We start from the raw sequence: 26,674 nt of genomic DNA on the forward strand, positions 1-26,674 counted from the left end.
ACCGCCGCCGTGGATCGACCCGGTTGGCAGATGGTAGGCGGACGATCTTGACCGTCCTCCGCAAAAGTCGGACTTCCTGTCGCGCGCGAGACCTGAGGTGCTCGCCTGATCGGACGTTAATCTCACCTTGGAAGCACCAGTGGGCGGTAGTCGCCCGCCGGTCGCACCGAGGAGACAGGAGGCTGCAAGTGGTGTTGGGCAAGTCCGGCGGCGGTGAACCGGAGGTCAGGAACGAGATCAACGGATCGCCGTCGGGACACGTCCTGCAGGCCGGGACGATCACCGGGGACGTGTACCTCAACTCCGCGGTGAAGCAGGCCCCGATCCCTCGCCAGCTGCCGCCCGCTCCGCCTTGGTTCGCCGGCAGGGAGCGCGAGTCGGCGATGATGACCGCCGCGCTCGACGACTCGGGCGGTCCGGTCACCGCGGTCGTCGGTTCCGGGGGAATCGGCAAGACCTCGCTGGCCCTGCACTGGGCTCATCGGAATCTCGACCGCTTCCCCGACGGGCAGCTCTACGTCGATCTGCGTGCCCACTCGCCGAGCGGGCGGCCGATGGAACTCGCCACGGCGGTCCGCTGCCTGCTCGACGGGCTCGGCGTCGACCACCACTCGATCCCGGCCGACTTCGACGCCCAGGTCGGGCGGTACCGCAGCCTGGTCGCGGGCAGGCGGATGCTGGTACTGCTGGACAACGTGCGGGATGCTGCGCAGGTCACCGCGCTCCTGCCCGACAACCGGATGTGCACGACCCTGGTCACCAGCCGCAACCGGCTGGACGGGCTGGTCATCTCGGTCGGCGCGCGAACGGTGCCGCTGACCGGGATGTCCGGCGCCGACGCGCATGCGTTGCTCGTACGGCGTCTGGGGGAAGCGCGGGTGGAGGCAGAGCCCGACGCCGTTACCGTCCTGGAGGAGTATTGCGCGGGTATGCCGCTCGCCCTCGCGATCGTCGCGGGCCGTGCCAGCGCGCACCCGAGCTTCCCCCTGTCCGCGCTGGCCGATGAGTTGCGGGACGCCACCACGCGCGTCGACGCGTTCGACGCGGGCGATCCCACCACCAGCCTCGCGTCCGTCCTCTCCTGGTCCTACGACGCCCTGACCCAGGAGCAGGCCAGGGCGTTCGAGCTGATCGGCCTCGCCCCGGCGCCGAACCTGTCCGTCAACCTCGGCGCGAGCCTGCTCGACCTGTCCACCACCAAGACCAGGTCCGTGCTGCGGGCGCTGGACCGGCTGTCGCTGGTGCGGGAGTACCAGCCGGACCGGTGGCGGATGCACGACCTCGTCCGCTTGTACGCCGCGAACCGGGCCGAACAGGGGGCCACGCCCGACCTCCGGGATGCCGCAGTGCGGCGGTTCGTCGACCACTACCTGCACACCGCGCTCGCCTGCGACGCCGAACTGGATGGTGGGCGCGTGCCCATCGTCCTCGACGACCCCGAGCCCGGCTGCCGCCCGGAGCCGGTCGCGGACCGCGAGTCCGCGCTGGTCTGGTTCTCCGCCGAACACGGGGGATTGCTCGCCACCCGACAACTTGCCGTGCGGCGGAACGACCACCTCGCGGTCTGGAGGTTTACGTGGGCGCTGCACACGTTCCACTGGCAGCAAGGGCACTTCCTGGAGCAGGTCGCCGGATGGCGGTCCGCCCTCGCCGCGGCTGAGCACCTGGACGACCCGGTGGCGACCGTGCTCGCGCGAAGACTGCTCGGCTCGTCGATCGCCAGGATCGGAGAGCCGGAGGAAGCTGTCGAACACCTGCTGATCGCCCTGACGATCACCGAGGGCACAGCCGACGTCGAGAACCAGGCCCACACCCATCGGGCGCTCGCCAGGGCGTGGGAACGTCTGCGCGACGACGAGAAAGCCTTGGCGCACGCCAAGTCCGCGCTCGACCTCTACTGTTCCGCGCGGGTGCCCCGCCATGAGGCTGACGCGCTCGACCTCGTGTCCCGGTACGAGACAAGGCTCGGTCGGTTCGCCGACGCGGAGGCCCACTGCTCCGACGCGCTGGTGCTGTACCGCTCGCACCGCAACGTCGACGGCGAGGCGACCACGTTGGACAGCCTCGGCTACCTCGCCCACCGCACTGGCGACGACCGCGGCGCGCTCGAGTTCTACCGGCGTGCACTCGACCTGTTCCACGGCCGCAACGCCTCGCACGAAGCGCAGACGGTCGAACGCGTCGGCGACGCGCACGCGCGGCTGGGGGAGGCGGACGCCGCGGACACAGCTTGGCGCCGTGCGCTCGCGCTGTACGACGGCCAGCAGCGCGTCGAGGACGCCGACCGGGTTCGCGCCAGGCTCGCGGACCACCCGGGGGAACGGGCATGAGCGCCATCACCGCCGCCAACTTCCCGACTCCCGACCTGGCGCTGCGCACCACCGACCCGGCCCAGTTGGCCAGGGTGCGCGCCTTCGCCGTCGAGCAGGCGTCCGCCGCCGAGGAGACGAGGGCGCGGCTCGCCACCGAGCTGCCCCGGTCGAGCACGCACGCGGCGAAGGTCGCGGTGCTGGGGGACGCGTACGCCGATCTGGTTCGATGGCGCCACCGGTTGGCGCTCCGCGCACCCGGCCGTCTCGGCCAGGGCCTCGCGCTCGACGCGTCCAGGTTCACCAAGACGATCACCGAGGGCGGTGCGAACTACGACCGCCTCGGCTACCTCGGCAGGCTGCGCGACGGTTCGGTCTGGGAGTCAGGGACGCAGACCTATCGCGGCGGCCACGACACCCCTGCCCACCGGCTGATGCTCGCCTACGGCCAAGCGGTCGTCGACCGCTTCGCCCACGAGCACAACACCGGTGACGTGCTGCGCAACACCGTCACCTTGCCCGGCGGTGACGTCGTCGTCGGCAATTCCCTGGTGCGCGGTGCCGCGGCCCGACAGGTCGCCGCCGTGCTCATGGACCGCGTCACCGTCCGCGGCCATGACACCGCCCGGTTCGAGATCGGCGGTGAACCCCTTTACGCCGTCACCGCCGCCGATGACGCCCGCAGCACCATGTACACGGCGGCAGTTGCACTGCTGGCCGCCACCGGACCCCACGACGTGCGCTCCTGGCAGGCCGCGCGTTACCTCCTCTTCCAGGCCCCGCTGACCAAGAAGGGCAGTGACGCCGTCATCCGCACCTTCCTGGTCGCTGTAGGCGCACTCCTGTTCGACCGGCCCCCGACCCTCGACCACGATGTCGACCTGCGCTGCGTCGTGCTCGGCCAGGAAGCCGCGACCACCTCACCTCTCGATCCGGTGGTGGTCACCGCTCCTTGAGGCGCCGCAAGGGGATCCCGAGTCGACCGGCCCACTCGCGCACCAGTTCGCGGTCGTCCGACCCGGCCGTGCGCCAGGCTCGGCGCAGTAGGGTGGTCGCCTCGGCCTTGCCGTCGGGGCCTGCGGAGCGCGCACCGGTGACCAGCGCGAAGACGAGGAGTTCCCCGCTTCCGGCAGCGTGCTCGTCGTGCAGGGCGGAGGCGATCGCGATCGCTTCGGCCGCCACGGTCTTCGCAGGCGCCCAGTCCTCGGTGTCGCAGTGGGCGTCGGCGACGTTGTTCAGCGCCTCAGCCAGTTCGAAGCGGGTTCGCGGGTCGTCGGTGAGCAGGTCGTGGCGGATGGCCACCGCTTCCTCGCTGTGCCGCAACGCGCCGGGGTGGTCTCCGAGGGAGCTCAGGCAGACCCCCGCGTCGAGCAGGATCCCGGCCAGCTCGGATCGGACCTCGTCGCCGTCCTCGTCGAGGGGGATCTCGCGCTGGACGGCGAGCGCGTGGGCGAACACGGAGGCCGATCGGGGGTGGTCCTCCTTGGCGTCGAGGGCGCGCGCCAGCACGTGCAACGCCCCGGCGTGCTCCCTGCGCGTCTCGGGATCGTGGTCGACCCCCATCCCGGATCGGAGCGCCACCGCGCGTCGGCCATCCCGCACCGCTTGGTCGAACCGGTCCAGGTCGAACGCGGTGGCCGACGACAGGTAGAGCGCGTGCACGAGCTTGATCCGCGTCCTGGTCCGGTCGACCCGCAAAGACCGGTCGAGCAGGTCAACCGCCTCGGCGGTCAGCAGCAGGGCCTCTTCGTCGTCGTCCAGCGCGACCAGCGCATGCGCCCAGCCGACGAGCATCTCGGCCTGGTCGGCTTCCTGATCCGGCGTCGGATCGGGGAGTTTGCGGTGGATCTCGACGCCTTCGTCGTACGCGTCGACCGCCTGGTGCCACTTGCCCAGTTCGCCGAGGCAGTTGCCGAAGTTGTGCAGCGCGTCGGCGAGCGCGATCCGGTGCACGCCCGGCAGACGATCGGCCAGGCCGCGGTAGAGCGGAACGGCTTCCTCCAGGTACTCCAGTGCTTTCTCGTGCCGCTTGAGCCTGCGCAGCAGCGCGGCGGTGTTGTTGAGCGTGTCGGCCAGACGCTCCAGGTGCGTGTCGCCGTGCGCCGCGACCAACGAACGCGCCAGCGCCACGGCCTTCTCACCGAGTGCCGCTCCCTCGGGCCACTCCCGGAGGTGCGCGTGGGTGCCTGCCAGGTTGCCCAGCGCTCGGATCAGTTCGCTGCGGTAGCGGTCCGGCTCCACGTCGTCGAGATCCTGGTAGTGGCCAACGGCTTCCTGGTTCGTGCGCAGAGCGTCCCGGAGGTCGTCGTGGCTTTCGCGGATCGAGGCCAGGGTCTCCAGCGCGGACGCCAAGGCGCCGGTGCTCTCCAGCACGTCGTGTTCGGTCCCTGCCGCCTTGAGTAGCACCCTCGCGTTCGCGACCGCTTGCGTGATCGCGCTGATCGCCTGGTCGACCTCGCCGAGTTCGTGCTGCAGGTCGGCGAGCGTGGTGAGCGCGTCCGTTCGGGTGCGCAGCAGTTCGTGGTCGTCCAGACGGGGGTCGTCGGTGGGCAGGGCCTCCGGGCCGCCGACCAGGTCCACCGCCGCGGTCGCGACGGGGACCGCGTCACGACAGAGTCCGATGCGTGAGAGGGCGTTCGCCTTCGTGGTCAACGCCCGTGCCAGGTCGTCGGCGTCGGCGAGTCCACGGGTCATCAGGGCCTCGTAGTCCCGCACGGCTTCCGCGGAGGTGACGAGCGCTTGGTCGAAGTCGCCGATCCCGGTCAACCTCACGGACAGGTCGTGCCGCAACTCCGCGACGAAGACCTCGCTCACCGGGGTGCGCCGGGATTCGATGCGCAGCAACGCCCTGGTGTGGACGACGGCGAACGCGGCCAAGGCGAGTGTGCCGTCCGGCAGGCTGTCCACGATCACCGGCGCGAGTTCGTCGCCGCTCAGCTCCGACAGGACGTCGACCAGCGGAGGGCTGTCGACCTGGGTGGCGACGACCATCGCGATCGGGATGCGCTTGGCGGGCTCGTCGGACAGCAGGTCGACGACGGCGCCGCGCACGTCGGGGTGGCGGGGGAGCGAGCGTGCCAGCACGACCACCGCGCGGGCTAGCTGGCCTTCGTCGAGGCCCGTGGACAGGTCCTTCGCGAGGTCGGGGTACTCCTCCTCGGCCAGCACCGCCGCGACGAGGTCTTCGCCCAACCTGTCCGGCCGAAGCGGGTTCAGCGCGGCAGGACCGGGGTACAGCTCGGTGAGCCACCGCAGGTAGCCGGCGACGGCGGCGCCGTCCCCGATCCCGCGCACTGCGCCGAGCACCGCCCGTGCGGTGGCGGGCCGGTCGGCACCGACGAGGGTCGAAGCGGCCACCGCCACGCGCAGCACGTCGGTGCGCGGAGCGAGGCCGTGGTCGGCCGCCGTCCTGAGCCAGTGGTTCTCCTCGTGGTGGAGCACTCTTCGGACGGGATCGTCGCGGTCGGACAGCGGACCCGGAGACCGGATGTCCAACACCGAGGCCAGTGCGGCGGCGTGGATGTCCAGCATGCGGTCGAAGCGGGCGTCGTCCAAGTCGTCCGGGGGTGTCACCGGCGAGCCGAGTTCGATGTCCAGCTTGTTCGCGAACGCCCGCGCGGCGGTGTAGAACAGCCGCTCGCGCTCCACGTCGATCGCGGTGATCGCGTCGGCTGGCACCTCGGTGAACAGGTCGGCGATCCGACTGGTCCGGTGCCGTTGCAGCGTTCGCTGCCACTGTCCCGACGACCGGGCCAGCAGCAGCACCCGCACCGCGGCCTGCCGGTCCAGCGCGGCCGCCACGAGTGTCGCGAGCTGGTGCGACTGCCCCTCCGCGTAGTCGACGACCAGGAGCAGCGGGCTTCGCACGGTGGCGACCCGGCCGATGGTGTCGGCGTCGACGTCCTCCCGGACGAACCCGGCCTGCCATCCGGATTCCTTCGCCTCGAGGACGAGTTCGGTAGCCAGTCGGGTCTTCCCGCACCCGCCGGGACCGGTGATCAGCCGCACGGCGAACGGGTTCGCCTCGGCCAGCCAGGACGTCAGGTCGGCCAAGCGCTCGTCGTCCGGGACGTAGCCGACCACGCGGTGCTCCGAGCGCAGCAGTTCGCTGGGCATCGGATCCGCGGACAGCAACTGCTCCTCGTCGAACAGGTCGGCGAGGAGCAGCTCCGGGGCGCGCTCGGCGATGGCGTCGACGAGCCGGGCGTAGTCGGCCGCCAAGGTCCGGTACTGCAGCGTGGTGGTCTGCCGCATGGTCACCGCCTCGATGTCCGCGGGCAGCGATCCGGGCTTGGGCAGCGTAGCGCCGTCCACCAGGACAGGAATGATCTCGATGCCCGCCCGCAGGGCCTCGCGGATCTCCCGCCGGACCCAGTCGGATTCCCTGTCGACCAGTCGCTTTCCGGGAGTCCCGGGATCGTCGGCCAGCCAGTTGGGGCCGACCAGCACCAGGAGCACCCGCGCTCGTGCGAGAGCGGCACGCAGCGCGGGCGGGTAGATCTCGCCGGAACTCATGGAGGTGTGGTCCATGAACACGCTGGTCGTCCCGAGCCGCCCCGCGAGGAACTGGTGCAGCGCCGCCGCGATGAGCCGCAGGTCGACCTTGCGGTAACTCATGAAGACCTCGTGCACGTGCCACCCTCCACCGATTGACCGCTGACATCGGTGTCAGTCGGGGTGTTCCGCGGTTCGCGGGATTGCGGCCGCTGGATCTCGTCCCTCCGGGCCCGGAGGTCGTGGTGCGCCGAGTGGAGTCCCGTGGTTCGGCCCGCAGATGCGGGCAGACTCGGGCACGGCTCATGTCCCCGCTCTCGTCAGGCGGTCGGACGCTCCCACGAGCGCAGCGTGGCGACGTTGCGAACGGTCACCACACCGCGCTCGGTGGTGACCAGCCCCGCGCCGCGCAGCTTCTCCAACGCCCGTGCCACGGAGGCTCGTGACAGGCCGAGCCGGTCGCCCAGCGCTGTCTGCGAGGTGATGCGCACCGAGACGTCCCGTCCGCTCGTCCGCTTGACGACGGCAGGGTGCCGCAGGAGGTGCCGCACGACCTTGGTGAGGGCGTTGTCGGCTTGGTCGCTCATCGCGCCGTGAGCTTGGCGCAGGCGTTCCGACACCATCGAGTACAGCACGCGCATGACGTGCGGATGGTCGGCGACCAGCTTGGCGAACGCCGCCTCGCCGAGCACGTACACCACGACGTCCGTCTCGGCTTGGACCGTTGCCGACCTCACCTTGTTGTCGATGAGGGCTTGGTCGCCGACGACGGCGCCCGCCGATCTGGTGGCGATGATCCGGTTGCCGTCCGGGCTCATGACCCGCACCCGGCCTTCGTGGAGCACCGCCAACCAGGTCCCCTTCGCGGACACCTTGATGAGGATCTGGCCCTTGCGGTACTTCACGACCCGCGCGGCCTTCGTGATCGCCGTCCGCGCCGCGGTGTCGAGGCGGCTCCAGAAGTCGAGCGCCAGTTGTTCGCGTGCGATCACGCCGCCCCCTTCTTCAGCGGAGAGGAATGCCGACCGCATCCCGATGTCAGGGGTGCAGGACCGGATTTCCCCATGCCAGTGCCGGCAGGTTGTTCGACAGGCCGGACGCGATCCGGGCGCCCGCCAGCAGCGGACTGCCGATCGTGTCCGGTCGGTAGGCGACGAGTTGCAGGTTGAGGCCGTCGGTGACGTCGACCCTCAACTCCTCGGGCCGCCCCTGCTTGACGATCACCTCCTTCCGCAGCGATCCGTCGACCAGGACCTGGAAGACGCCGGTCTGGCCCGCGTCCTCGGCGTTGTCCAGCACGCCGACCACGGTTTCCAGCCGTCGGTAGTGCATGCCCAGGTTGAAGCTGATCAACCCGCGCGGGCTGTTCGCGTAGGTGGTGGACCGGTAGACGACGCTGGAGCTGTAGTGCCGTCCGTTGATGTCGGCGGTGGTCAACCGCACGTCGGAGGAAGGTCGGATCGCCGGGAGCGCGGTCAGCAGGACCGCGTCCGTTGGCTTCGGCATGGCCGTGCCGGGCAGGCCCGGGACGAGCCTGCGCACCTCGTCCACGATGTGGGTGAGGCTGAGATCGGCCGTCCGGTGGTGGAACCGGAGGTACTGGCGGCCTGCCAGGGAGCCGATGCTGACGGGGAGGTCGTCGGTGTCGTCGAGTCGCCGCCGGTCGCCCACCAGCACCGGCACGATGTGCTTGCCCTTCGCCATCGCCGTTTCGATCTCGGTGCGCACCCAGTCCGCGGGAGCGTCGATCCGCCGGTTGCCCTTGTCGTCCCGGGCCAGCCAATTCGGACCGATGATCACCACCACCACCGCGCTCGCAGCCACCGCTGCCAGCAGTTCCGGCTCGAACATCGCAGCCGCGGGAATGGATCGGCTGGACCGGAACACCCGGTCCTCTCCACAGGCCCTGCTCAACTTCTGGTCGATCAGCACGGCGGTGTCCTGCGCGTCGCCCGACCGGAAGTTGATGAAGATCTTGTCGCTCACTTCGTCTCCAGCCTCGATCCCGTTGCCCGTCTCATCGTCCGGCAGCGATCACGTGGGGCGAGCCCCACACCGCGTTGCCGGACTTGCACGCCGACTTGTCCGCTGTCGTCAGCGACGTCCGGAGCGTTAGCGCGAAGGTGCCTGGCGGCAGGTCGACGGCCAGCGGTTTCGCCTCGCCGGGGTTGGCCACCAGTTCGATCACGGGGTTGATGGTGTCGTCGTTGACGAACACTTCGTACTTGACGGCCAGGGACGGGCTCGCGGTCGAGTCGGTGCCCACGGCCTTCGCCTCGAAGCGGCTGAAGTTCTTCAGCCGGAACTGCTGCACACCGCTCTGCCTGCTGCTGTTGCACTGGGCGAGGTTGAACCACAGCGACTGCGAATACTGGGTCAGCTGCACGTCGTGGTCGCCGTACTTGAACACCCAGTCGTCTTCGGGCCGCGGCAATTCGGTGAGGTAGACCGGTGCGCCTTTGGCGAGCACGCTGCCGTCGCCCGGCACACCAGCCGCCGAGCTGCCGGACGTCGGCTTGGGCGGGGCCGTGGTCGTGGTGCCGCTGCTGGTGGTGGTGGACGTGGTTGTTGTGGTCGCAGTCGTTGTCGTCTGAGGTGAAGACGTCACCGTCACCGTGGCCGGAGCGGCTTCTCCCGGAGTGACAGCCCGTGCCAGCACGACGCCGAGCCCCAGTGCTGCCACCAGTCCGAAAACGGTCAGGGCCACCCGCTTGCCGCGCGACTTTCCCACGCCACCTCCACCCGCTCCCATTGCCGAAACGAGCTGGTCGCGGAAGTCCGCGTCCTGTCCGATCGCACGGACGAGGTGCAACCGCACCGTCCCGGCTTCGACGGCGCTCTCCGGGTGGTTCTTGAACCGCTCGACGCCCCCGTCCGCATGGAGGTCGACCAGCTTCACCTCGAACAGCACGAGCAGGTTCTCCAACCCGTTGTCGTACGTCGCGGCGCTGCCCAACTGGTTCTTCCTGATGAGGTACTGCGCCACCGTCTGCACGGCGGAATTCGCCAACTCGTCGTTGTCCAACGGATGCTCCGAGGTCTCGCGTGGTGGGAGGTGGTGAGAGCCGGTCGCACTCACGTGGGGCGGAAGGTGCTCACGCACCGTGATCCGACCCGAATGTGAAGCCAGCTCATCACGCGCCAACCGGGCATCCAGTGCCCGTTCGCCTCACATGAGGCACTCACGCCGGGCGGCGCGCGTCCCTCTCACCACGAACTCCTGCGCCATGAACAGGCCGGATCGTTCTTCCCGGGCAGCATCACCCGTTCGGCGTGCAGGCATGATCAACCCGTCCGCGGCGCTGTCGGGTTGATCGGATCTCGCTCTCGGTCCGCCAGCGATGTCCGTCCAGGGCCGAGTAGAGCCGACGAGCCGGACGAACATCAGGTAGGGCAGCGTTGTGCACCTGTGTCATTGCGAGGCCGCCATCGTCCAAGAAACCACGGCAGCTGGTTCATTCCGGACCTGTTGGGGATCAGCGGAGGAACGCCGACATCAGGACGCAGGGGTGGAGCATTGCTCACGACCAGGGATAGCCGCGAAGAGCGTTGAAGTCCACATGGGATTCGGTGTGGGCGATCTGCGTGGCGGCCAGCAGGATGAGTTGGTCGACTTCCCGCCAGTCGACTGCGTCCGGCGTGCGGAGGACCAGGTTCGGCAGAGCCGCCAGCAGGCCGATGACCATGTCCGCGATCACCCGGTCGCCCAGCACCAGCCACAGCGCCTTCCGGTCCGGCGGAGCGAACACCACGGCGGTGAGCGGCGTTCCCGCGAAGGACACGACCTTGTGGTCGATGGTGCCGCCCGCCTCGGACCACTTGCCCGACACGGCGTCGAGGCTGGTGTCGAGCAGCACCACCACGTCGCCGACCGCGTCCAGGGCCGGCTTCCAGCGCGCGAGCCACTCCGTCGCCCACAGGCAGCTCCCCCCGAGGCGCAGGTGCACAGGCCCGCGATCGCCCCACTCCTCGACGAGGCGGATCACGTGCTCGGGTTCGGCGAGTTCCACGTGCCAGAGCACATCGCCACCCTCGCCGTCGTCCGCGACGGCGCGCACGGCCACCACCGGCTCAGCGGGCCGAGCGGCGAAGGTCGTGGCGGTGTCCTGGTCGAAGCGGTAGGTCTCGGAGAGCCTGTGGGCCAAGCGGACGTTGATGCTCAGCGTCGGCACGCCTCCCAGCCGTGAGGTCAGGTCCGCGACACGCACGACCTCGTCGATGTCCACGTCGCGATCGACGACGAGCAACCGGCTGTCCAGGAGGTCGTCCGCGAACTGGTAGACCACGTTCCGCAGCACGGTCTCGGAGATCACCTGGTCGTTCAGCGGGTCGGGGTCGGGGAGGAACACCGGGCCGTCCCCGCCCAGCAGGCGCAGAGGTGCGACGGCGTGCTCCAAGTCGGTCCGGTGGTCGAGCAGCGTGGCTCCTCTCGCGGTCAGGTGCTCCCCGATGACCGCGTACACATGGCTTTCCCACAGCAGCCACGCCGGTTCGAACCCGTCGTCGACCGCCGCCGCGGTCGGTCGGTCGGGCTGGTCCGCCCGCAGCGCCTCCTCTCCGAACGCGTCGCGCACGCGGGCGTCCGCGGACGCGAAGGCCGACGCCACCACGTCCGGGGCGGCGAGCAGCCTGCGCCACCGTTCATCGGGGTGGTCGGCTTCCCGCAGGTCGGCGATGGTGAACGCTTCAGGTCCGATACCCGCCAACGTCGTCAGGACCGGCGACTGCATGCAGCACCAGGCCACCGCGCCCGCCGCCAGTGCCCGCCGGTGGGGACCCCGGACAGGCCGGAGCAGCGTGTCGAACGCCCGGTTGAGCGGCTCGTAGTCCGGGTAGACGGCGAGTGCCTCGTCCACCGCGCCGTGCCGGGAGAGCACGACGTTCACGCTCATGAACGTGGCGTAGGCCTCCTGCACCGAGCGGCAGAGGTCGAGCAGCGGGACGAAGTGGTCGCTCCGCCACGCGGGAGTTCGGGCCGTCAAGTGCAGGGCAGCGCCCCACGTGGTGTTGTCGGTGAGCGTCAGGTGGTGCGCCTCGTGCATGTGCACGATCTCGTGCCGCACCCGGTCCGACCCCGACAGCCGCAGCTCGAACCGCCCTGGGTGGTAGAGCCCGGAGTCGACACCGCGGTCGCCTGACAACAGCAGTGCGGCGAGGTGGTCGGTGCTCATGAGGCCATCTCGATCCGCAGCCGCACGCCGCCCGTGACCGCGATCTCCGCGGCACCGCGCGCCGCGTCGAGGAAGTCGGCGAAGTCGAGTGGGTTGACCTGCTTCGCCAGGCGGTCGGGCACCCTGGTGGCGGTGATCCTCAGGACCACCTCCGTCGTGCCCGCCACCTCGGTGACCACCAGGTCGCCGATGGCGGGCAGCAGCCGGGCCACCCACACGATGGAGTTGTCGGCCACGTTCTCGCGCACGAGCGCGGAAGCCGCCAGGGCCCAGGTGACCGCCTCGCGGTTGGCCGCCGTTCCCAGGTCGATGCTCCACTCGTCGGCGTGCAGTTCGAGGTAGCCCTCCGGTCGGCGCGCTCCGCTGTCCCACTCCAAGCTCGACAACTTCGCGGTCGCTTCGATGAAGTCGTCTTCGCCGGGGCTGCCGACACCGTTCGCGACCCGTTCCAGGTCCGGACGGCGAACCTTTCCGTCCGGCACCTCGGCCTTCGCGAGCAACGCGTCGAACCTGTCGTCGTTCTGCTTGGTCACCCTCGCTCCTCCAACCCCGTGAACCCCACGTAGGACTCCGTGTGCAGCAGGTGGAGGGCAGCGGCGCGGGCCTCCTCCACCTCGGCGTCCGGCAGAGCGGACTCCGTGAACGCCGCGCCCAGGGAGGCGCGGATCTGGTCGAGCAGCAGGGTCGTGGTGATGCGGTCGCCCACCGCGAACCACGGGTGCCGATTCCCCTCCAGCCGCAGCACCAGCACCACCACCGCCGCGCGTGCGGGATCGTCGAGCGACAGCCTGGTCGCCCGGACCAGCGTGCCGCCCGCGCGCCATCCGGGCAGGAAGCGCTCCGCCTCCACGTCCACCAGCACGGCGTTGACACCCGGCAGTTCCGGCAGCCACGCGTCCCGCCACCTCGCGTCGGCCAGGCAGGAGGTCGTCACGCAGCACACGACCGGCCCGCGGTAGCCCCACTCGTCAGCCACCTCGTGGAGTTCGGCGATGGTGTTGACGACCCGGTGCAGGACGGCGCCGTCGGTGTCGACCAGGCGCACCACGACAACCGGGCCGTCACCCGGCGGTGGGCCGGTCCAGTCGTACTCGTCGGCCAGCGCCGCAGACTGTCGCACGTCGACGAACAGATGGGGCACCCCGTTGATCACCGTGGTGGCGGCGACCGCGGCGACCAAGCGATCGACGGGCAGCGACACCACCCGTGAGGGGATGTGCTCCCGCTCCTGCAGGTCGTGCGCCATCTGCTGGATGATGGCGGCTCTGAGCTCGTGGTCGTCGAGCGCTGGTTCGTCGAGCGCGACTCCGCGCAAGCGCAGTCCGGGCACGAGCGCCGTGACCGCGGCGGCGCCCTCCCGGTGGCCCGCGTAGTCGAGCACTGCGGTCCCGGGCAGTTCGTGCCGTACAGCGTCGTACGCCGCGATCTCCCAGGTGCGCCAGTGCTCGTCGTGCTCAGCGGCTGAGGTGACGTTCAGCCCTTCGCCCCCGATATCGGCGTCCAGGAGCGCGCGGCCGAACGTGGAGGCGGTCGCGTCGTCGGCGGTCTCGGCGACGCGGCGGGCCATCTCGGGACCACCGGCGAGCAACCGGGCCCATCGGCGGTCGGGCAGGTCCACCGCGCGCACGTCGGCGAGGCTGATCGCGTCCACGCCGCGGTCGACTGCGAACTCGAGAACCGGGGACTGCATGCACACCCTGGCGAGCGCGGTCACGACGGTCAGCTTGCGGTTCGCGCCTTGGACCCCGGCGAGCAGCGCGGTCATCCCGTCGTGCAGCGGCGCGTAGGCCGGATAGGCGTCGAGCACGCCGTGCGACGGCCCGTAGTGCGCCTCGACCGTCTTGGTGCTGGAGTAGGTCGCGAACGTCTCGTGCGTCTTGCGCGCCACGTCCAGGAAGTCGCCCAGCGGCCGGCCGGGGACACGGGCCAGGGCGTGCAGCAGAACGCCCCAAGCGGTGCCGTCGTTCAACGCGCAGTGGTGGACCTCGTGCAAGTGGACGATCGCGTCGAGCACCTCGTCCCGACCGGTCAGGCGGACGCGCGCGCCCGCTGTCGGGGTGTACCGCCCGGAGCCGACCGGGCCGTCGAACAGCAGTCGCGCGAGGTGGTCGTCAGCCATTGGTGTCCCCCTCCAGCGCTGCCAGGTTGTCGGTCACCACGGTCAGTTCGCGGTCGAACCGACCGTGGTGCCGGTGGTTCAGCGCCTCGTACCGCGAACGCGCCTCCAGCAGGTACTGGTGGGCGGACTCGGGGTCGTCATCGCGCAGGAGCCTGCCCAATGTGTTCAGGGTGCCCGCGTACGGGGCGAGGTACGCGTCGTTCCGCACGCGGGCCAAGTCGTGGCGGTGCTCCAGCGCCTCCCGAGCCGAGGCCACATCGCCGGTTGCCGCCGCCAGGTTGTCGAGGACGTCCGCCAGCAAGGACAGGTAGGTCGGCCGATCGCGCGCGACGAGCTCCCGTGCGATCGCCGCGGCTCTGCGGGCGAGTTCTCCAGCCTCGGTCGCGAGGCCACCGGAGCGCAGCCGCACCGACTGGTTGTGCAGCGCTGTGGCGTACTGCCCGTGGTACTGCGGGCCGAGGTCCCGGAATCCCGCTACGGCGAGCGCACCGGCCTCGACGGCACGGTCACCGGTGTGGAGCAACGCCAGCACTGCCCAAGCCTCAGCCGACACCGCGGGAGAGGGCGACTCCACCTGGTCCAGCGCCGCCGTCACCGCGTCGTCCTGCCGCACACCCAGGTAGGCGGCCCGCGCGGCGAACCGGAGGGCCAGGCGGGACACCAGGTCCCCGTTCGGTTCGTACCGGTGCACCTGCCAGGCGCGCTCCTCCAACCGGAGCGCGACAGGACCGAGGACCAGGCTGCGCCGGGGCAGCGCTCCGACGACCACGTCCAGGTCTTCGGTGCTCAGCTCCGCTGCGCAGTCGGCCACGGCCGCCACGAGCGCGTCGGGTTCGTCCGTCGCCGCCACGGCGACGATCGCCGCCGGTACCAGCCGGGCGGGGGCCCTCGCGACCGCGGCGCCCAGCCGCGCCGCCAGCTCGGGGTGCTGGGCAGCCGGCGCGGCGAGCCCGGTGAAGGCCCGCACCGCCTGCTCGGGGGTGACCGCGGGCAGCAGGTCCAGCAGGTCGGGGTACCGAGTCATCGTCGTGGTCACGTGTTCTTCGGTCAGGCGCCTCGACGCCATCGGGTTCAGCGCGCCGATACCGGGGTACAGCTCGCGGGCCCAATCCCCGTACCGCCGCACGACATCGGGTCCGTCGTCGGCGAAGGTCGGCAGCAGTCGCAACGTGGCGAGCGCTTCGGCGTCGTCGGACGCGCCGAACAAGCAAGCCGCGGCCACCACCTGTGCGAACCGCGCAGGATGCGCGTCGGGTAGCTGGTACACCGGGGCGGTCGCCACCCAGTACTGGCGCTCGAGTTTCAGCAGGTCGCCCACCGCGCTGCCGAGCACCTCGGCCAGCGCCGCTTCGTGCGCGTCCAGCGCGGTCGGGAAAGCAGGAGGTTCGGCCGCGGCCGCGGACACCGCGGACTCCGCGGCGAACGCGCGGTGGGCGGCGAAGAACTCGGCATGACCACCGGTCGGGGTTGGCAGCTCCATTACGGACACGTACGGCACCGGTGTTGCGCCCCACTCCGCGTCGGCCAAGTGCTCGAACCAGTCACCCACCGAACGCGCCAACGCGAGCACCGCGACCCGTCGTCCGTCCTCCGGCCGGTGGGCCGCGGCGGACAGCGCGGCCGCGAGCTGGGCGCCGCGGGTCTCCGCGCGGTCGAACACCAGCAGCGCGGGGCCGAGCGCCGTGTCCAGCCGTCGCAGGACTTCGGGCTGCATCGTCGGGGAGACAAAGCCCGCGAGCCATCCTCGTGCGGCCATCCGTTCGCACAGTTCCACCGCCGTGCGGGTCTTGCCCGCACCGCCGGTTCCCGTCAGCACCACCGGTGGTCCGGCCTGGGTGAGGCACCAGGTCTCCAGGTCCGCGACCACGCCGTCCCGCTCCTGGAAGTCCACCAGCGCGCGGTGCGGATCCAGCAGTGCGCTGGGAGGTCCCGCACGCGACGGCCGGGGACGCCGGTCGACGAGATCGAAGAAGGCCAGTTCCGGCGCGACCTGCTCGACCATGCGCGCCAGGCGGGCGAGGTCGTCGTCCACGGTGCGGCGGCGCAACCTGGTGTAGTTGCGGACCACCAGCGGGCGCAAGGGCTCGGGGAGCAGTTCCCGGCTCGGCATCTCGGTGTCGACGAGGACGGGGATGACCTCCACCCCGGCCTCGAAGGCGAGTTCGATCTCGCGGCGCACCCAGTCGTCGGGGTCTTGCAGGCGCCTGCCGCCGGAGACCGGATCCGCCCACTCGCGGTCGATCACGGCCAGCAGCACCGAGGCGTCCCGGACGCGGTGCTCCAGCTGCGGCTGGAAGTCACCAGGCCCGACGGAGCGGCTGGCGCGGAAGACCTGCTTGGACCCGAACCTGCGCGAGAGGTCGAGGTCGAGCAAGGCCGCCACCCACGCCCCGTCCTCGTTCCGGTAGTTGATGAACACACCGCCCACGCCTCGAGCCTCCACTCCACACGCCTCGTCACCGGCCCATGCGGTTGTCGAACCGGACTTCCTCGCCCGCCAGGTGTGCCAGGACCAGCCCCAGCACCTCGTCGTGCGCTTCGAGGAACGCGTGGTCGGCCACCACCTGCCCACCCGGCGGGTACAGCTCCGCCAGCGCGGCCTGGTGCACGCCCACACCGGCGTGCGAGAGCGGGCGCAGCATCAACGGCAACGCGTGGCCGTCCTGCTCGATCATCCCCACCAGGAACGGGACCACCCGGCCGAACGACTCGACGCGCAGGAAGGTGTAGTGGAACCGGCTCTTCGGCGCGTTCAGCCACAGGTCCAAGTGCTCGGTGAGCGGCAGGTCGAGCAACAGCGCGGTCCGTGCCGGCCGCCACCCTGCGGTGGCCGGGTGGTCGAGCAGGGAACACGGCACGACCGCGACCACGGGGAGTTCGCTCCCGTGGACCTCGGCGAGGTCGGTGGTTTGTCGCAACTCCACCACGTGGCGGCCGTCGTCCTCGTGGATCGTGCGGCGCACCACGCAGAGCACATCGCCCGGAGGAGGACGGCTCCCCGGCTCCCAGGCGTAGTTGTCGGTCAGCGACGTCGACCTCCTGACGGTGGCGAACAGGTGCGGGTGCTCCAGATCAGCGGCCATCAGTTCCAGGGCGGTGGAGCTGGGCTGGATGCGGGCGGGCAGGGGGTCGGCGACTGAGAACCCCTCGGTCTCGATGTTGCCCAGCACCACGGCCCGCGTCTCGGACTGGCGCAGCAGCCGACCAGGTCGGATGTCGACCGCGCCTGCGACCTCCTGGGCCGCGGACACGAGTTTCGGCGTCCACAGCAGGTGTTCGTTCACGCCGAGCGTGTCGTCCACGCCGAGCACCGAGACCGCCGCGTCGTACATCGTCTCGTTGACCAGCACCCACAGTTCTTCCAGCGCGGGGTCGAACATCTGCGCGGTGAGCGTGGTGGGCTCCAGCAGTGCGGTGAGGCGCGGGTCGTCGGGGAGGTGCGCCTGCCAGTCCGGTGGGGTGCGGCGCAACCGCCCGAACCGGAGGTCCGGCAGTTCGCGCTCCCGCAGCGCTGCCAACGAGAAGGCCTCCAAGCCCATGTCGAGCACGCGCTCGATCACCCTGGTCTGCATGCAGGCCCTCGACGCGGCGTGGGCCACGTGGAAGCGGAGGTACGGGCTGTCGAGCGCAGCGACGACGTCCGCCATCGCGTCGAAGTGCCCGCTGTAGGCGGGGTAGCTCCGCACCACCCGGTCGCGGCTCCACCCGAGCGATAGTGCGGGCAACCACGAGGCGAACGCCTCCTGCAGTCGGCTGCTCGCCCGCGTGAGCGCGCCCGCCGTTTCGCGGTGCCGCTCGTCTCCGGTGGCCGTCCACAGGGCGTGGTAGGTCCGTGCCACCGCCCCGAAGCTGGTCGAGTCCTGGAGTTGCTTGTGGTGCGACTCGTGAGCGGAGGCGAACTGCGAGCTGTTCGGATGGTCACCGGGTTGGCGCAGGTGCCAGCGGTCGTGGTCGAAGGAGCCCGAGGCGGGAGTCGAGGTCATCGTGACCGCTCTCCTCCGCCTCGAACCGTCTGGCGCAACCCATCAGAACTCATCCTGGGTGTCCTCGGCATCGTCGTCGTTGTGCAGCCCGAAGCCGTGGAAGGCGCGTGCGCAGTTCCTTAGCGCAGCGGCGGCCTGCGGCCAACGGGGCGCGATCGCCTCGGCATCGCGTTCCAGTTCCGCGGCACGTCGGTGTTCTTGGTCTCCACCGTCGAACGCACCGCGAACGGTGGTCCCCTGGTTGCCGATCACACCCAGCACGAAGCCATCGGCGAGCGCATCGCTGTCCGCCGCGTCGAGCAGATCCCGCACGACTTCCACGGGCCACAGACCGTCCTCACCTGCTGGCACCCCCGTCAGCATGGCTCCGAACACCTCGTCGCCGCGCCTCAGGAGGCGGTCGTCCTCGGACAGCAGCGTTCGTGCCCGTCGCATCCAGTCGGTGAGCCGTTCGAGGCCGAGTTCACCGTCCGGCCGCCAGCGCCAGTTCCGCAGAGCGAGGTAGGCCGGGACGCGTACAGGTGAGTGCGGCTCGCCCTTACCCGGATGGGCGATGCGGATGATCTCCACGAACGCTTCCGGATCCTTCTCGATCCTGCGGTAGAGGGCTCGCGGAGTTCGATCAGCGAACAGGGCGCTCTGGTAGATCAACTCCAGTCCCACGACCTCTGCCGAGTCGCCCACCAGGTCGGTGAGGTGGTCGAGCAGTTGACCAACGTCAAAAACCGCGTTCTGGTGGGGCTGCTCGACACTGCCGTCCGACGCGCCGCCGGTCAGCGCTCTGGTGATGAGAGCAGGAGATTGCAGGCATTGAGCGTCTGCGTCCACGTGAAGGGTCCTCGCCAGGGCACTGATCACGGACCACGGGCGACGGTGTCCCAACAACAGGTCGAAGAACCGCTCGTGGTTACCTCCCATCGGGGGCCAGTAAGGAACTTGCCGCCAGAACAATTCCGCCACCTCTCCGTCGACGACGTCGAGGAGGTTCGAGACGTCCGCGGACCGTGACAGGGCGATCAGGAACTCGGCCTGCCCCCGTGTGCTCCACGTGGTCATCGTGCTGACCAGAGGGTGCCACCAGGGCTCACCGCCCTCCCGAGCGCGTGTCTCCACCCAGCTCCGAGCGAACCCGGCCTCGTTGGCCGTACCGCCGAGGAGCAGCAGCACGTCGTCCAAGAGCAGGTCTCCGACGGCCTGCGCGGTCACCGCTCCGACCACCTCAGGCGACTCGGAGCGCCGTGCCAACTCCAGCAGGCCGGTGACGCCCGCGTCTGCCACCTCCCGCACTGCGTCGGCCCGTAGTCCGGCCAATTCACGGTCGTACGCGGCGAGGTCGTGCCAGTCGATGCCGGGCAACCGCGGGTAGGCGGCGAACAGCCAGACGTAGCGCTCGGCACGACCGTGGGGTTCGACCCGCGCCGCCACCGCCGCGAACGTCGTCACCACGTGATCCGCGACCATACCCGGGTAACTGCGCTGAAAGCGCACGAACTCGTCGAGTTCCAACCACAAACGCAGCAGTTGTTCGTCGTTCAAAGCGCCGAAGTCGGCTTCAGGCAGTTCCGCGACGATCCTGTCCCGCTGCCGGACCGGGATGTGGACGGTCAGGGGGACGAGGTCGATCCAGCGGTGCTGGCCAGCCGCCAAGGCGACCACCACCCGTTCGGCGATGCCGTCGAGCGCGGCCTCGATCTCATCCGGCGTCGGTCCTTCCACTTCCGGTGACCAGGAATCGCGAACCTCCGGCTCGTGGGTTCGCTGGTGCAGTCGCGACGGTGGCAGGGACACCAACTCCCGCAAGAGCTTCCAGCACGTCTCCGGGTACGCGCCCCACAACCCGTCGATCACGCGGAGTCGGATGTCCAACGTGGCGGACGTGCAGGCCCACCCCGGTTGGAACACCCGGCGCAGGCTGTCCAACGGCTGACTGGAGTCATTCGGCCGCACCGTGACGACCTGGTCCAGCCGAGCCAGTGCGCGAACCGCGCGCGGCAGGTGCTCAGACGACCAGCACAGGGTCTCCAACGCCCACAACAACCACACCTCCACGTCGAAGCGACCGGGACGCCTGCCACCCTGATCGAGCACGGGGGCGAGTAGTGGGTCATCTCCGGCCAGTGCCCGGTCCAAGGCGGCCAGGAACTCGGCTGGTGCGGCTTCGGCGAGCAGGGGGAGTTCCTCCGCCACCGACTGCCACGTCCCTCCGGACCTGTCGGCGTTGCAGAGGTCGAGGACCTCCCGGACGAGCTGCGACGCGTGGCTTTGACCACTCCGCCCGTCGGAAAGCCGCTCCTCGTCGTCCGCGCCCATCAGTGCTGCGGCGAGCGCGATGGCTTTTCGGAGTTCGTCCGAGTACTTCCGATCGACACCCGTGATCTTGGCGGCGAACCGCTCACCGTCCGGCAGGTCGAGGAGCGGATCGCGTTCGGTCAGGACAGCGACAGCCATCGCGTGCCAGCGCTCCAGCACCGATCCGGTGAGGAAGCTGCGGAACACGATCCACGCGGCTTCCGGATCGGCGAGTTGCCACCTGGTTCCTGACCGGTGGAGCAGGGGCGCTTCGGAAGCCGCGGTGGCCAGCGCGGACCTCTCGATCTCCTCCCAGTCTGCCTTGAGCAGGCCGGCGATGGCTTCCCGGTCCGCGAAGCGCTCCACCGTCGACCAGGAGCCGGTCAGCACCAAGCCGCTCATCGCGTCGACCGGCCACTCGGGGGCTCGCAGGCCGGGAGAGAACTTCCAGCGCAACACCGCCATGCTCCGTCGGGCCGTACCCGCTGCTTTCCGGCCCGGGCAGGCGGTAGTCCGGCCTCCACGAAGACGTCCAGCGCTTGTGCCGCAGACAGCCTCGGCAGCGTCAGCCCATCCTCGCTGGCCTTCGACGTGTGGACGTGCAGCAGGAGGAGCACGTGCAGACCTCGCGCCACCAACGCCTGGACGTCGACGTCCGAAGCGGCGACCACCACGAGGAGCGGCGAGGGCAGGTCGGCGCAGTGGGTCGCGCCCGCGTGGCTGGTGACGCGGACCGCTCGCACATCGGCATGGTGCAGGTCGAGCACCGCCGCGGCGAAGGCGCTGCCGTCGTCGTACGACGCGCAACGGAGTTGGAACAGGTCGGGAGGGGCGGCCAACCAATCGCCGAGTGCGCGGACCGCGGCATCCCGGCCGGCCACCGGCAGAGCAGGCGGCAACACCGGCCGGGTGATGCCCGACCAGCCGGCCCACCACTCGTCCAAGCCCTCCAAGCCGTCCGTCGCGCCGATGCGCAAGTCGGGTTCGAGCCGGAACAGCTCGTCCATCAGTGCCGGGAGCGAGTGGGTGATGTTCCTGTGCGTCACCTCGCAGTCCTGCCGAACCGCCACGCCCCTGATGTCCTCGGGCAGGTCGTCCGGGGACAGCCTGGACGCACCGTTGAACCTGACCACGACGACCCGTGCGCCCTTGGCCAGCGCCGAGCGCACCTCGTGGCGAACCCAGTCGTCGGACTTGTCGATGCGCCTGCTTCCGTCGACCCCGCGCGCGAACCAGTTCGGACCGACGACCACCAGCATGACCCGGCACTGATCGATCGCTCGCTGCAGCTCTGGTGGGAAGACGTCACCAGGCCCGATCGACCTGCTGGACCGGAAGACGGCCAGATTGCCGAAGCGCTGTCGTGCGTGCTGGTCGAGGGAGTCGGCGACGAATTCGCCATCGCCACCACGAAAACTGATGAAAATGCACACCCGAGCGGACCTCATGATGGTCGCGATCTTATCCGACCGCAGAAATGCGGAATATGTTGGACCTTGATTTCGACCTGCGTGAGCGAGTCGGAGATTGCAGTGGTCGGCGGCTTCCTGAAAGTCGATTTGTGCCGTGCCCTGCACGTCGTCACATGGGCTTGAGCGAGTTGCGCCGGCCGGGGTTGGCGATCACCGCAGGGCGGGACGCATCACTTGACATCGGTTGGCATCCTGGTCGCCCTGTCCTGTCCGAGCACGACACATCGGAGGTCGACGTCCTGCGCCAGGACCGGTGCCCGCCCCAGCGTCACCGCACCCACCGCCACCAGGAACGTCCTGGTCACCGCGTCACTGCCCTTCTTGGTGATCGGTGCTTGGTAGAGCAGGTACCTGGCCGCTTGCCAGGTTTCGAGATCCTCGGGCTCCCCGGCCGCGAGCAAGTCCACGGCTTCGGCGAACATCCTGGCGCGGGCGGCTCGGCTCGCCGACACCACGTAAATCGGATCGCCGCCGGTTTCCACGTTGTCCGCGTGGCCCTGCCTGCGCACGATGCGCGCAATGAGTTCATTTGCGATCCGCATCGCGGCCTGGCCCCGCACAAGGCTGTTGCCCGGCAGTACCTCACCGCCCGGTAGAATCACCGGGTTGCGCAGCACGTCGTCGTCAGCCGCGAACCGGGCGGTGGCCTCCCTGCCGTATTCCAACATTGTCTCGTGCGCGGGTGTGCTGCGGCCGCCGCGGAACGTGCGCGTGCTCTCGTCCCACACCGGGTTGGCTCGCAGACGGCCGATGTAGCCGATGCGGTCGTAGTTCGCGCCGTGCTCGTCGATGGTCATGCGAAACCGATCCGCTTCCTGCGGGATGCCGATGCCGAGCCTCCCCGGAGCTCTTGAAGCAAGATCGCAACGCCAGTCGACCAGGTCCCGGTGGGCCGCGCGCAGCTGTGCCACCCGTGTGTCGCGGTCCCGCCAGCCGGTGGTGAGCCTGACCCGCATCGCCTCCGCGGCCACGGCCTGCACGCTGGCGAACGCGCGTGCTCGTGTCAGTTCTGCTTCGTCGGCGGACCGCAAGGCCAGATGCGGCGTGGGAAAGCTGGCAGGACCGATCACGTGCCCCCCAAGCTGTCGAGTCGCCGTTGTACACGATCGGCCTCTCCGACGAGGTGCTGGGCGCGGAACAGCACAAGCGCCCGCTCCCACACCGCTCGCGCATCGACGACATGACCTCGCTCGGAGTGCAGTTCGGCGAGTCGGTCGAGGGTGTTGGCCTCGTGGTAGCTGTTGCGGTTCCTGAGCAGGACGAGCGCCTGCTCGTAGTGCTCGACGGCGTCGGTCTGCCGTCCACTGCGGTGGGCGATGTAGCCGAGGCTGTCCAACGCGGTCGCCTCGCCGTCGTGGTCTTCCAGCCGTCTGTACAGCTCCAGCGCTTCGGTCCCGTGCCGTCTGGCGTCGTTGAATCGTTCGAGCTTCGCCTCGTACCAGCAGACGAGGTCCAGGGCGTCCGCTTCCCAGTGGCGTTGACGGGTCTCCCGGTAGAGGTCCAGAGCGGCTTCGGCTTGTTCCAGTGCTTGTCCGTAGTTGCCGATTCGCTCGTGCGCCCTGGCGAGCGCCCGGTGCGCGTCACCGCGTCCAGCCGGATTTTCCTGCTCGGTGAACATCGTCAGCGCCTGCACGAGGTGGCGGAACGCGTCTTCCAGGTTCCCGGTGCGGGCGTTGGCGGCGCCGAGCAGCCTGTGTGCGATAGCTGTCCACCGCGCGTCGCCGAGCTTTTCCGCGGCAGTGAGCGCCAGTTGCCAGCCGGCGGCTTGGTCGTGGATGCGGGCTCGGCGCCAGCGGTACGAGTGCATCGCCCAACTCAGCTGCCATACATGGGCGTGCCAGCCGTGTTCGTTCGCCATCTGTTGCGTGGCTATCAAGCACTGGTGTTCAAGGTCGAACCAGGCCAACGCGGCCTCGTAGTCGTTGAACACGAGGGGATGGCTGCCGGGGATCGGAGGGTTGGTTCGCAGCGGCAACCGGTTGCGGTCGAGTTCGTGATCGCCTGAAAACGCGGTGTGCAGGTAGTGTTCGACCAGCCGTGCTGCCGACTCGCCGGCATCCCGAGCCTGGTTGGCGGCGTGCAGTCGCACAAGGTCATGCACCTGCCACCTTCCGGGAAGGTGCTCGTCAGCGAGGGAAGCTCGTTCCAGTTCGCGCATCCGTGCTCGTACCTCGCCAGGTGTGGCGTCAACGAGCGCTGTCAGCGCGGCAATCCCGAAGTCCGGTAACGCTGTCAGTCCGATGAGCTCCAGTACTTCACGTGCGTCGGAACTGAGCGAGTCGTATGAAGAGGACAACACAGCGGTAAGTGTCGCCCCTTGCTCGCCTGTGTCCAGAGCCTCGATCCGCGTCGAAGCGTCCCGCAACTCGGCCGCCACCGCGGCGAGTGGGAACGATGTGCGAGTGGCCAGCCGTCCGGCCACCACCGCAAGTGCGAGCGGCAGTCCGCCGCAGTAGCCGATCAGTTCCGCCAGAGCTGTGGTTTCCCGCCTCACCCTGGCAGCACCGATCCGGTGCATGATCAGGTTGACCGCGTCGGACCTGGCCATGGTGGCCACCACCATCCGGTGTACGCCCGTGGTGGAATGGAGTCCGTCGAGGCGGTCACGACTGGTGATCAGCATCGTGTTGGGGCCGCTTCCCGGCAACAGCGGTGTTACCTGGGTGCTGTCCGTGGCGTTGTCGAGCACGATCAGCACACGCAGTCCTGCCAGAAGGCTGCGGTACCGACCGAGTTGGGCTTCGAAGCTCGCAGGCAGAGTGCTGTGGTCCGAGTCCAGTCCGCTGAGCAGTGCCCTCAACCCGTCGGCGACGTGCTGGCCACGCAGGTTGACGAAGAGTTGACCGTCGGGGAATCGGTCGACGTTGAGATGGGCCCAGTGCAGCACGATACTCGTCTTGCCCACTCCTCCAGTGCCGACCGCAGCTACGTGATGTCCCGCGTCCACGGCGGCGGTGAGGGCGTTGAGCTCGCCGCTCCTGCCGGTGAACCAGCGGTTCGCGAGTGGCATCTGACGAGGCACGACCGCCTGAGCCGGCGTGGAATGCAGATGGACATCGCCTGCGATCGTTCCCGCTTGCACCAGGTGGTCGACGCGATGCGCTGTGACCTGGTTGTCGACCTTTCTGTGCGGCGGGTTCGTCGTCATGGAGCCAATCCCTGCGCGTAGTCCATGTGGATGTTATCGACGCGATGCGACCGGTCTTCAGCGTCCAGACAGTGGAACGTGCGGGCATGGTGTTGTCACCATGAGTGAGCGTGACCTGCTGCCATCTTCATGAACTACTGGGGCCACGAGGGACGGGAGGTGGCGACGGCGTTGGCCGACCGGCTCGATGCTTGCTACGGCGCGGACCGGTTTTCGTGGCGTGGGCGGTCATACTGGGAACGCGATTTCGGTGAGCACTGCTCGCAGCCATCGACTCCTGTGCTGCGATGCTGGTGCTGGTCAACCCTCTTCTTGCGGTCGCGCCGTACTTGCCGTTGGCGTCCCGAACGGGCTGCGCCAGTTGGGTGACGTGCTGGATCCGATGCTGCCTGCCGGGCTGCCGCTCGCCAGGCACACGGCTGAAGCCAGGCCTCCGTGGGTTCCTCGCAGGTCTACCCGCAGTCCTCCAGGTCCGTGCCGATGCGGATGACGGCATCGCGTTCATCGGGGGTGTGGCGGTCGAATCCGACGCTGATCGCTGTGCACGTGACCAACGCTCACGAGTCCGCGTTGTACGCGCGGCCGAAGATGCCACTGCTGATCGTCGTCCACTCCGAAGTGGCCGACGTCAAGACGTTTGCGGGCAATGGGCATCACGTGGTGCTGGTGGACTTGAGCCGTCGGCACCAGGTGCAACCATCACGTTGCCGCGGTTGTCGCTGACTGAGACCGCGAAGGTCTTCGAGGACGCTGGTGAGTCGCCGCGGCGCGCGCGAACTCGCAAGGGCGGCGTGGCGAAGTCCGGTCTCCCCGCGCAGGTGCCGGACGGTGTGATGCTGGTCAGCGACAACCTCCCCGATGGCGACCTCACATGCTCTGGTAACCCTGCTCGCATGACGGCCGGGACAATGGCACGGCGACTTCGTAAAGCGGCCGACAGCATCGACGCCCCGGACGTGGTGTTCGTCTTTTCGACCACCCCGAACGCACACTGGTCGTCTCCGGTTTCGCGGCGAACCCACCGGTGAGCGTAGGAGTCTGCACTACGAGATCGGGACCGCGTCGAAGGCCGCCACCAGCCTCCTGCTGGCCGATTCCGTCCACAAAGGATCTTTGCCGTACAGCGCACCGACGCGGCTCTGCCTCCCGGTCTCCGAGAGGGCCGCAGCGGCCACGTCGATCACGGTGGGCCAACTGTGCACGCACACCTCCGACCCCACCCTGCCCCGCATCAGCGATCTCTCCTGGCAAGTGCTGGCCGGAAGCGCCGCGAACTCGTTCGCCGACTACTCCGAGGGCGGTTGCTCGAAGCCTTCCGGCATCGACCACACCGCACGGCAGGCGCGCGGTACCGCTACTCCAACTTCGGTGTCGCCGTACTCAGGCACGCCCTCGCTCACCGCGTTGACCAACGAGTCACACCCGTTGGTGGAATCAACACGCCGCGAGACGCTTTGATGATCGACAGATCGAGCTGCTACAACACCCGGCCCGCCACGCCTATGCGCAACAGGCTGCCGCGGTGCGGGTTTGGTCCGACGAGCAGTGCCCGGCGATGGACACAGTCGTGGGAGGGGGTGGTGCACGTGCATAGAACGGGACCGCAGCACCGGAGTTGAACTGGAGGGCTTGCTGAGATGAGGATCGCGGGACCGGGAGAATTTGTTGGCGTGCGAGGATTCGGCGGGC

General features: G+C 69.4%; 17 protein-coding genes. 4 read left to right on the forward strand and 13 right to left on the reverse strand.

The genetic code is table 11. From position 1 onward, the window contains the following. The first annotated feature begins 188 nt into the window (after window positions 1-188). The gene (locus RM788_RS45630) at window positions 189-2,330 is read left to right on the forward strand and encodes an ATP-binding protein (protein WP_315926999.1); all 2,142 of its coding nucleotides are present in this window, start codon (window positions 189-191) and stop codon (window positions 2,328-2,330) included. After that, window positions 2,327-3,265 (forward strand): hypothetical protein, encoded by a 939-nt coding sequence (locus RM788_RS45635; protein ID WP_315927001.1) that lies wholly within the window; start codon window positions 2,327-2,329, stop codon window positions 3,263-3,265. Before RM788_RS45630 ends, RM788_RS45635 begins: the two co-directional genes overlap by 4 nt. On the opposite strand, the gene RM788_RS45640 is transcribed toward RM788_RS45635, so the two are convergent. The 13 genes from RM788_RS45640 to RM788_RS45700 form a co-directional block, all read right to left on the reverse strand. Next, window positions 3,252-6,926 carry a tetratricopeptide repeat protein gene (locus tag RM788_RS45640; protein WP_315927003.1) on the reverse strand — a complete coding sequence of 1,225 codons (3,675 nt, stop codon included), beginning with the start codon at window positions 6,924-6,926 and terminating at the stop codon, window positions 3,252-3,254. The genes RM788_RS45635 and RM788_RS45640 overlap by 14 nt on opposite strands. Before the next feature lie 197 nt (window positions 6,927-7,123). Continuing rightward, window positions 7,124-7,795, reverse strand: coding sequence for a Crp/Fnr family transcriptional regulator (locus RM788_RS45645; protein ID WP_315927005.1), 672 nt, complete (start codon window positions 7,793-7,795; stop codon window positions 7,124-7,126). A gap of 46 nt (window positions 7,796-7,841) precedes the next feature. Continuing rightward, entirely contained in the window at window positions 7,842-8,789 is a 948-nt protein-coding gene (locus RM788_RS45650) for a TIR domain-containing protein (RefSeq protein WP_315927007.1), read from the reverse strand. Between the two features lie 31 nt (window positions 8,790-8,820). Then, complete coding sequence (locus tag RM788_RS45655; RefSeq protein ID WP_315927009.1) at window positions 8,821-9,828, reverse strand: hypothetical protein; 1,008 nt, start codon at window positions 9,826-9,828, stop codon at window positions 8,821-8,823. A gap of 496 nt (window positions 9,829-10,324) precedes the next feature. Then, the gene (locus RM788_RS45660; RefSeq protein WP_315927011.1) at window positions 10,325-11,974 is read right to left on the reverse strand and encodes a hypothetical protein; all 1,650 of its coding nucleotides are present in this window, start codon (window positions 11,972-11,974) and stop codon (window positions 10,325-10,327) included. Beyond that, window positions 11,971-12,507, reverse strand: a complete 537-nt coding sequence (locus RM788_RS45665; protein WP_315927013.1) for a hypothetical protein — start codon at window positions 12,505-12,507, stop codon at window positions 11,971-11,973. The genes RM788_RS45660 and RM788_RS45665 overlap by 4 nt, the downstream gene beginning before the upstream one ends. Continuing rightward, window positions 12,504-14,093: a hypothetical protein gene (locus RM788_RS45670; protein WP_315927016.1), complete on the reverse strand. Its 1,590-nt coding sequence runs from the start codon at window positions 14,091-14,093 to the stop codon at window positions 12,504-12,506. Before RM788_RS45670 ends, RM788_RS45665 begins: the two co-directional genes overlap by 4 nt. Next, window positions 14,086-16,521, reverse strand: a complete 2,436-nt coding sequence (locus tag RM788_RS45675; protein WP_315927018.1) for a TIR domain-containing protein — start codon at window positions 16,519-16,521, stop codon at window positions 14,086-14,088. The genes RM788_RS45670 and RM788_RS45675 overlap by 8 nt, the downstream gene beginning before the upstream one ends. Before the next feature lie 28 nt (window positions 16,522-16,549). Continuing rightward, the gene (locus RM788_RS45680) at window positions 16,550-17,782 is read right to left on the reverse strand and encodes a hypothetical protein (RefSeq protein ID WP_315927020.1); all 1,233 of its coding nucleotides are present in this window, start codon (window positions 17,780-17,782) and stop codon (window positions 16,550-16,552) included. A gap of 336 nt (window positions 17,783-18,118) precedes the next feature. After that, window positions 18,119-20,824, reverse strand: a complete 2,706-nt coding sequence (locus RM788_RS45685) for a hypothetical protein (protein WP_315927022.1) — start codon at window positions 20,822-20,824, stop codon at window positions 18,119-18,121. Further along, window positions 20,764-21,942 carry a toll/interleukin-1 receptor domain-containing protein gene (locus tag RM788_RS45690; protein WP_315927024.1) on the reverse strand — a complete coding sequence of 393 codons (1,179 nt, stop codon included), beginning with the start codon at window positions 21,940-21,942 and terminating at the stop codon, window positions 20,764-20,766. The genes RM788_RS45685 and RM788_RS45690 overlap by 61 nt, the downstream gene beginning before the upstream one ends. 65 nt (window positions 21,943-22,007) lie before the next feature. Next, complete coding sequence (locus RM788_RS45695; protein ID WP_315927026.1) at window positions 22,008-22,907, reverse strand: hypothetical protein; 900 nt, start codon at window positions 22,905-22,907, stop codon at window positions 22,008-22,010. Further along, on the reverse strand, window positions 22,904-24,985 hold the full coding sequence (locus RM788_RS45700) for a tetratricopeptide repeat protein (protein WP_315927028.1): 2,082 nt from the start codon (window positions 24,983-24,985) through the stop codon (window positions 22,904-22,906). Before RM788_RS45700 ends, RM788_RS45695 begins: the two co-directional genes overlap by 4 nt. 713 nt (window positions 24,986-25,698) lie before the next feature. On the opposite strand from RM788_RS45700, the gene RM788_RS45705 reads away from it, so the two are divergent. Beyond that, entirely contained in the window at window positions 25,699-26,013 is a 315-nt protein-coding gene (locus RM788_RS45705; RefSeq protein WP_315927031.1) for a hypothetical protein, read from the forward strand. 58 nt (window positions 26,014-26,071) lie between these two features. Further along, on the forward strand, window positions 26,072-26,443 hold the full coding sequence (locus tag RM788_RS53255) for a hypothetical protein (protein ID WP_399345285.1): 372 nt from the start codon (window positions 26,072-26,074) through the stop codon (window positions 26,441-26,443). Window positions 26,444-26,674: the final 231 nt, after the last annotated feature.

This window comes from Umezawaea sp. Da 62-37 (genome assembly GCF_032460545.1).
In the GTDB taxonomy this organism is placed as follows: domain Bacteria; phylum Actinomycetota; class Actinomycetes; order Mycobacteriales; family Pseudonocardiaceae; genus Umezawaea.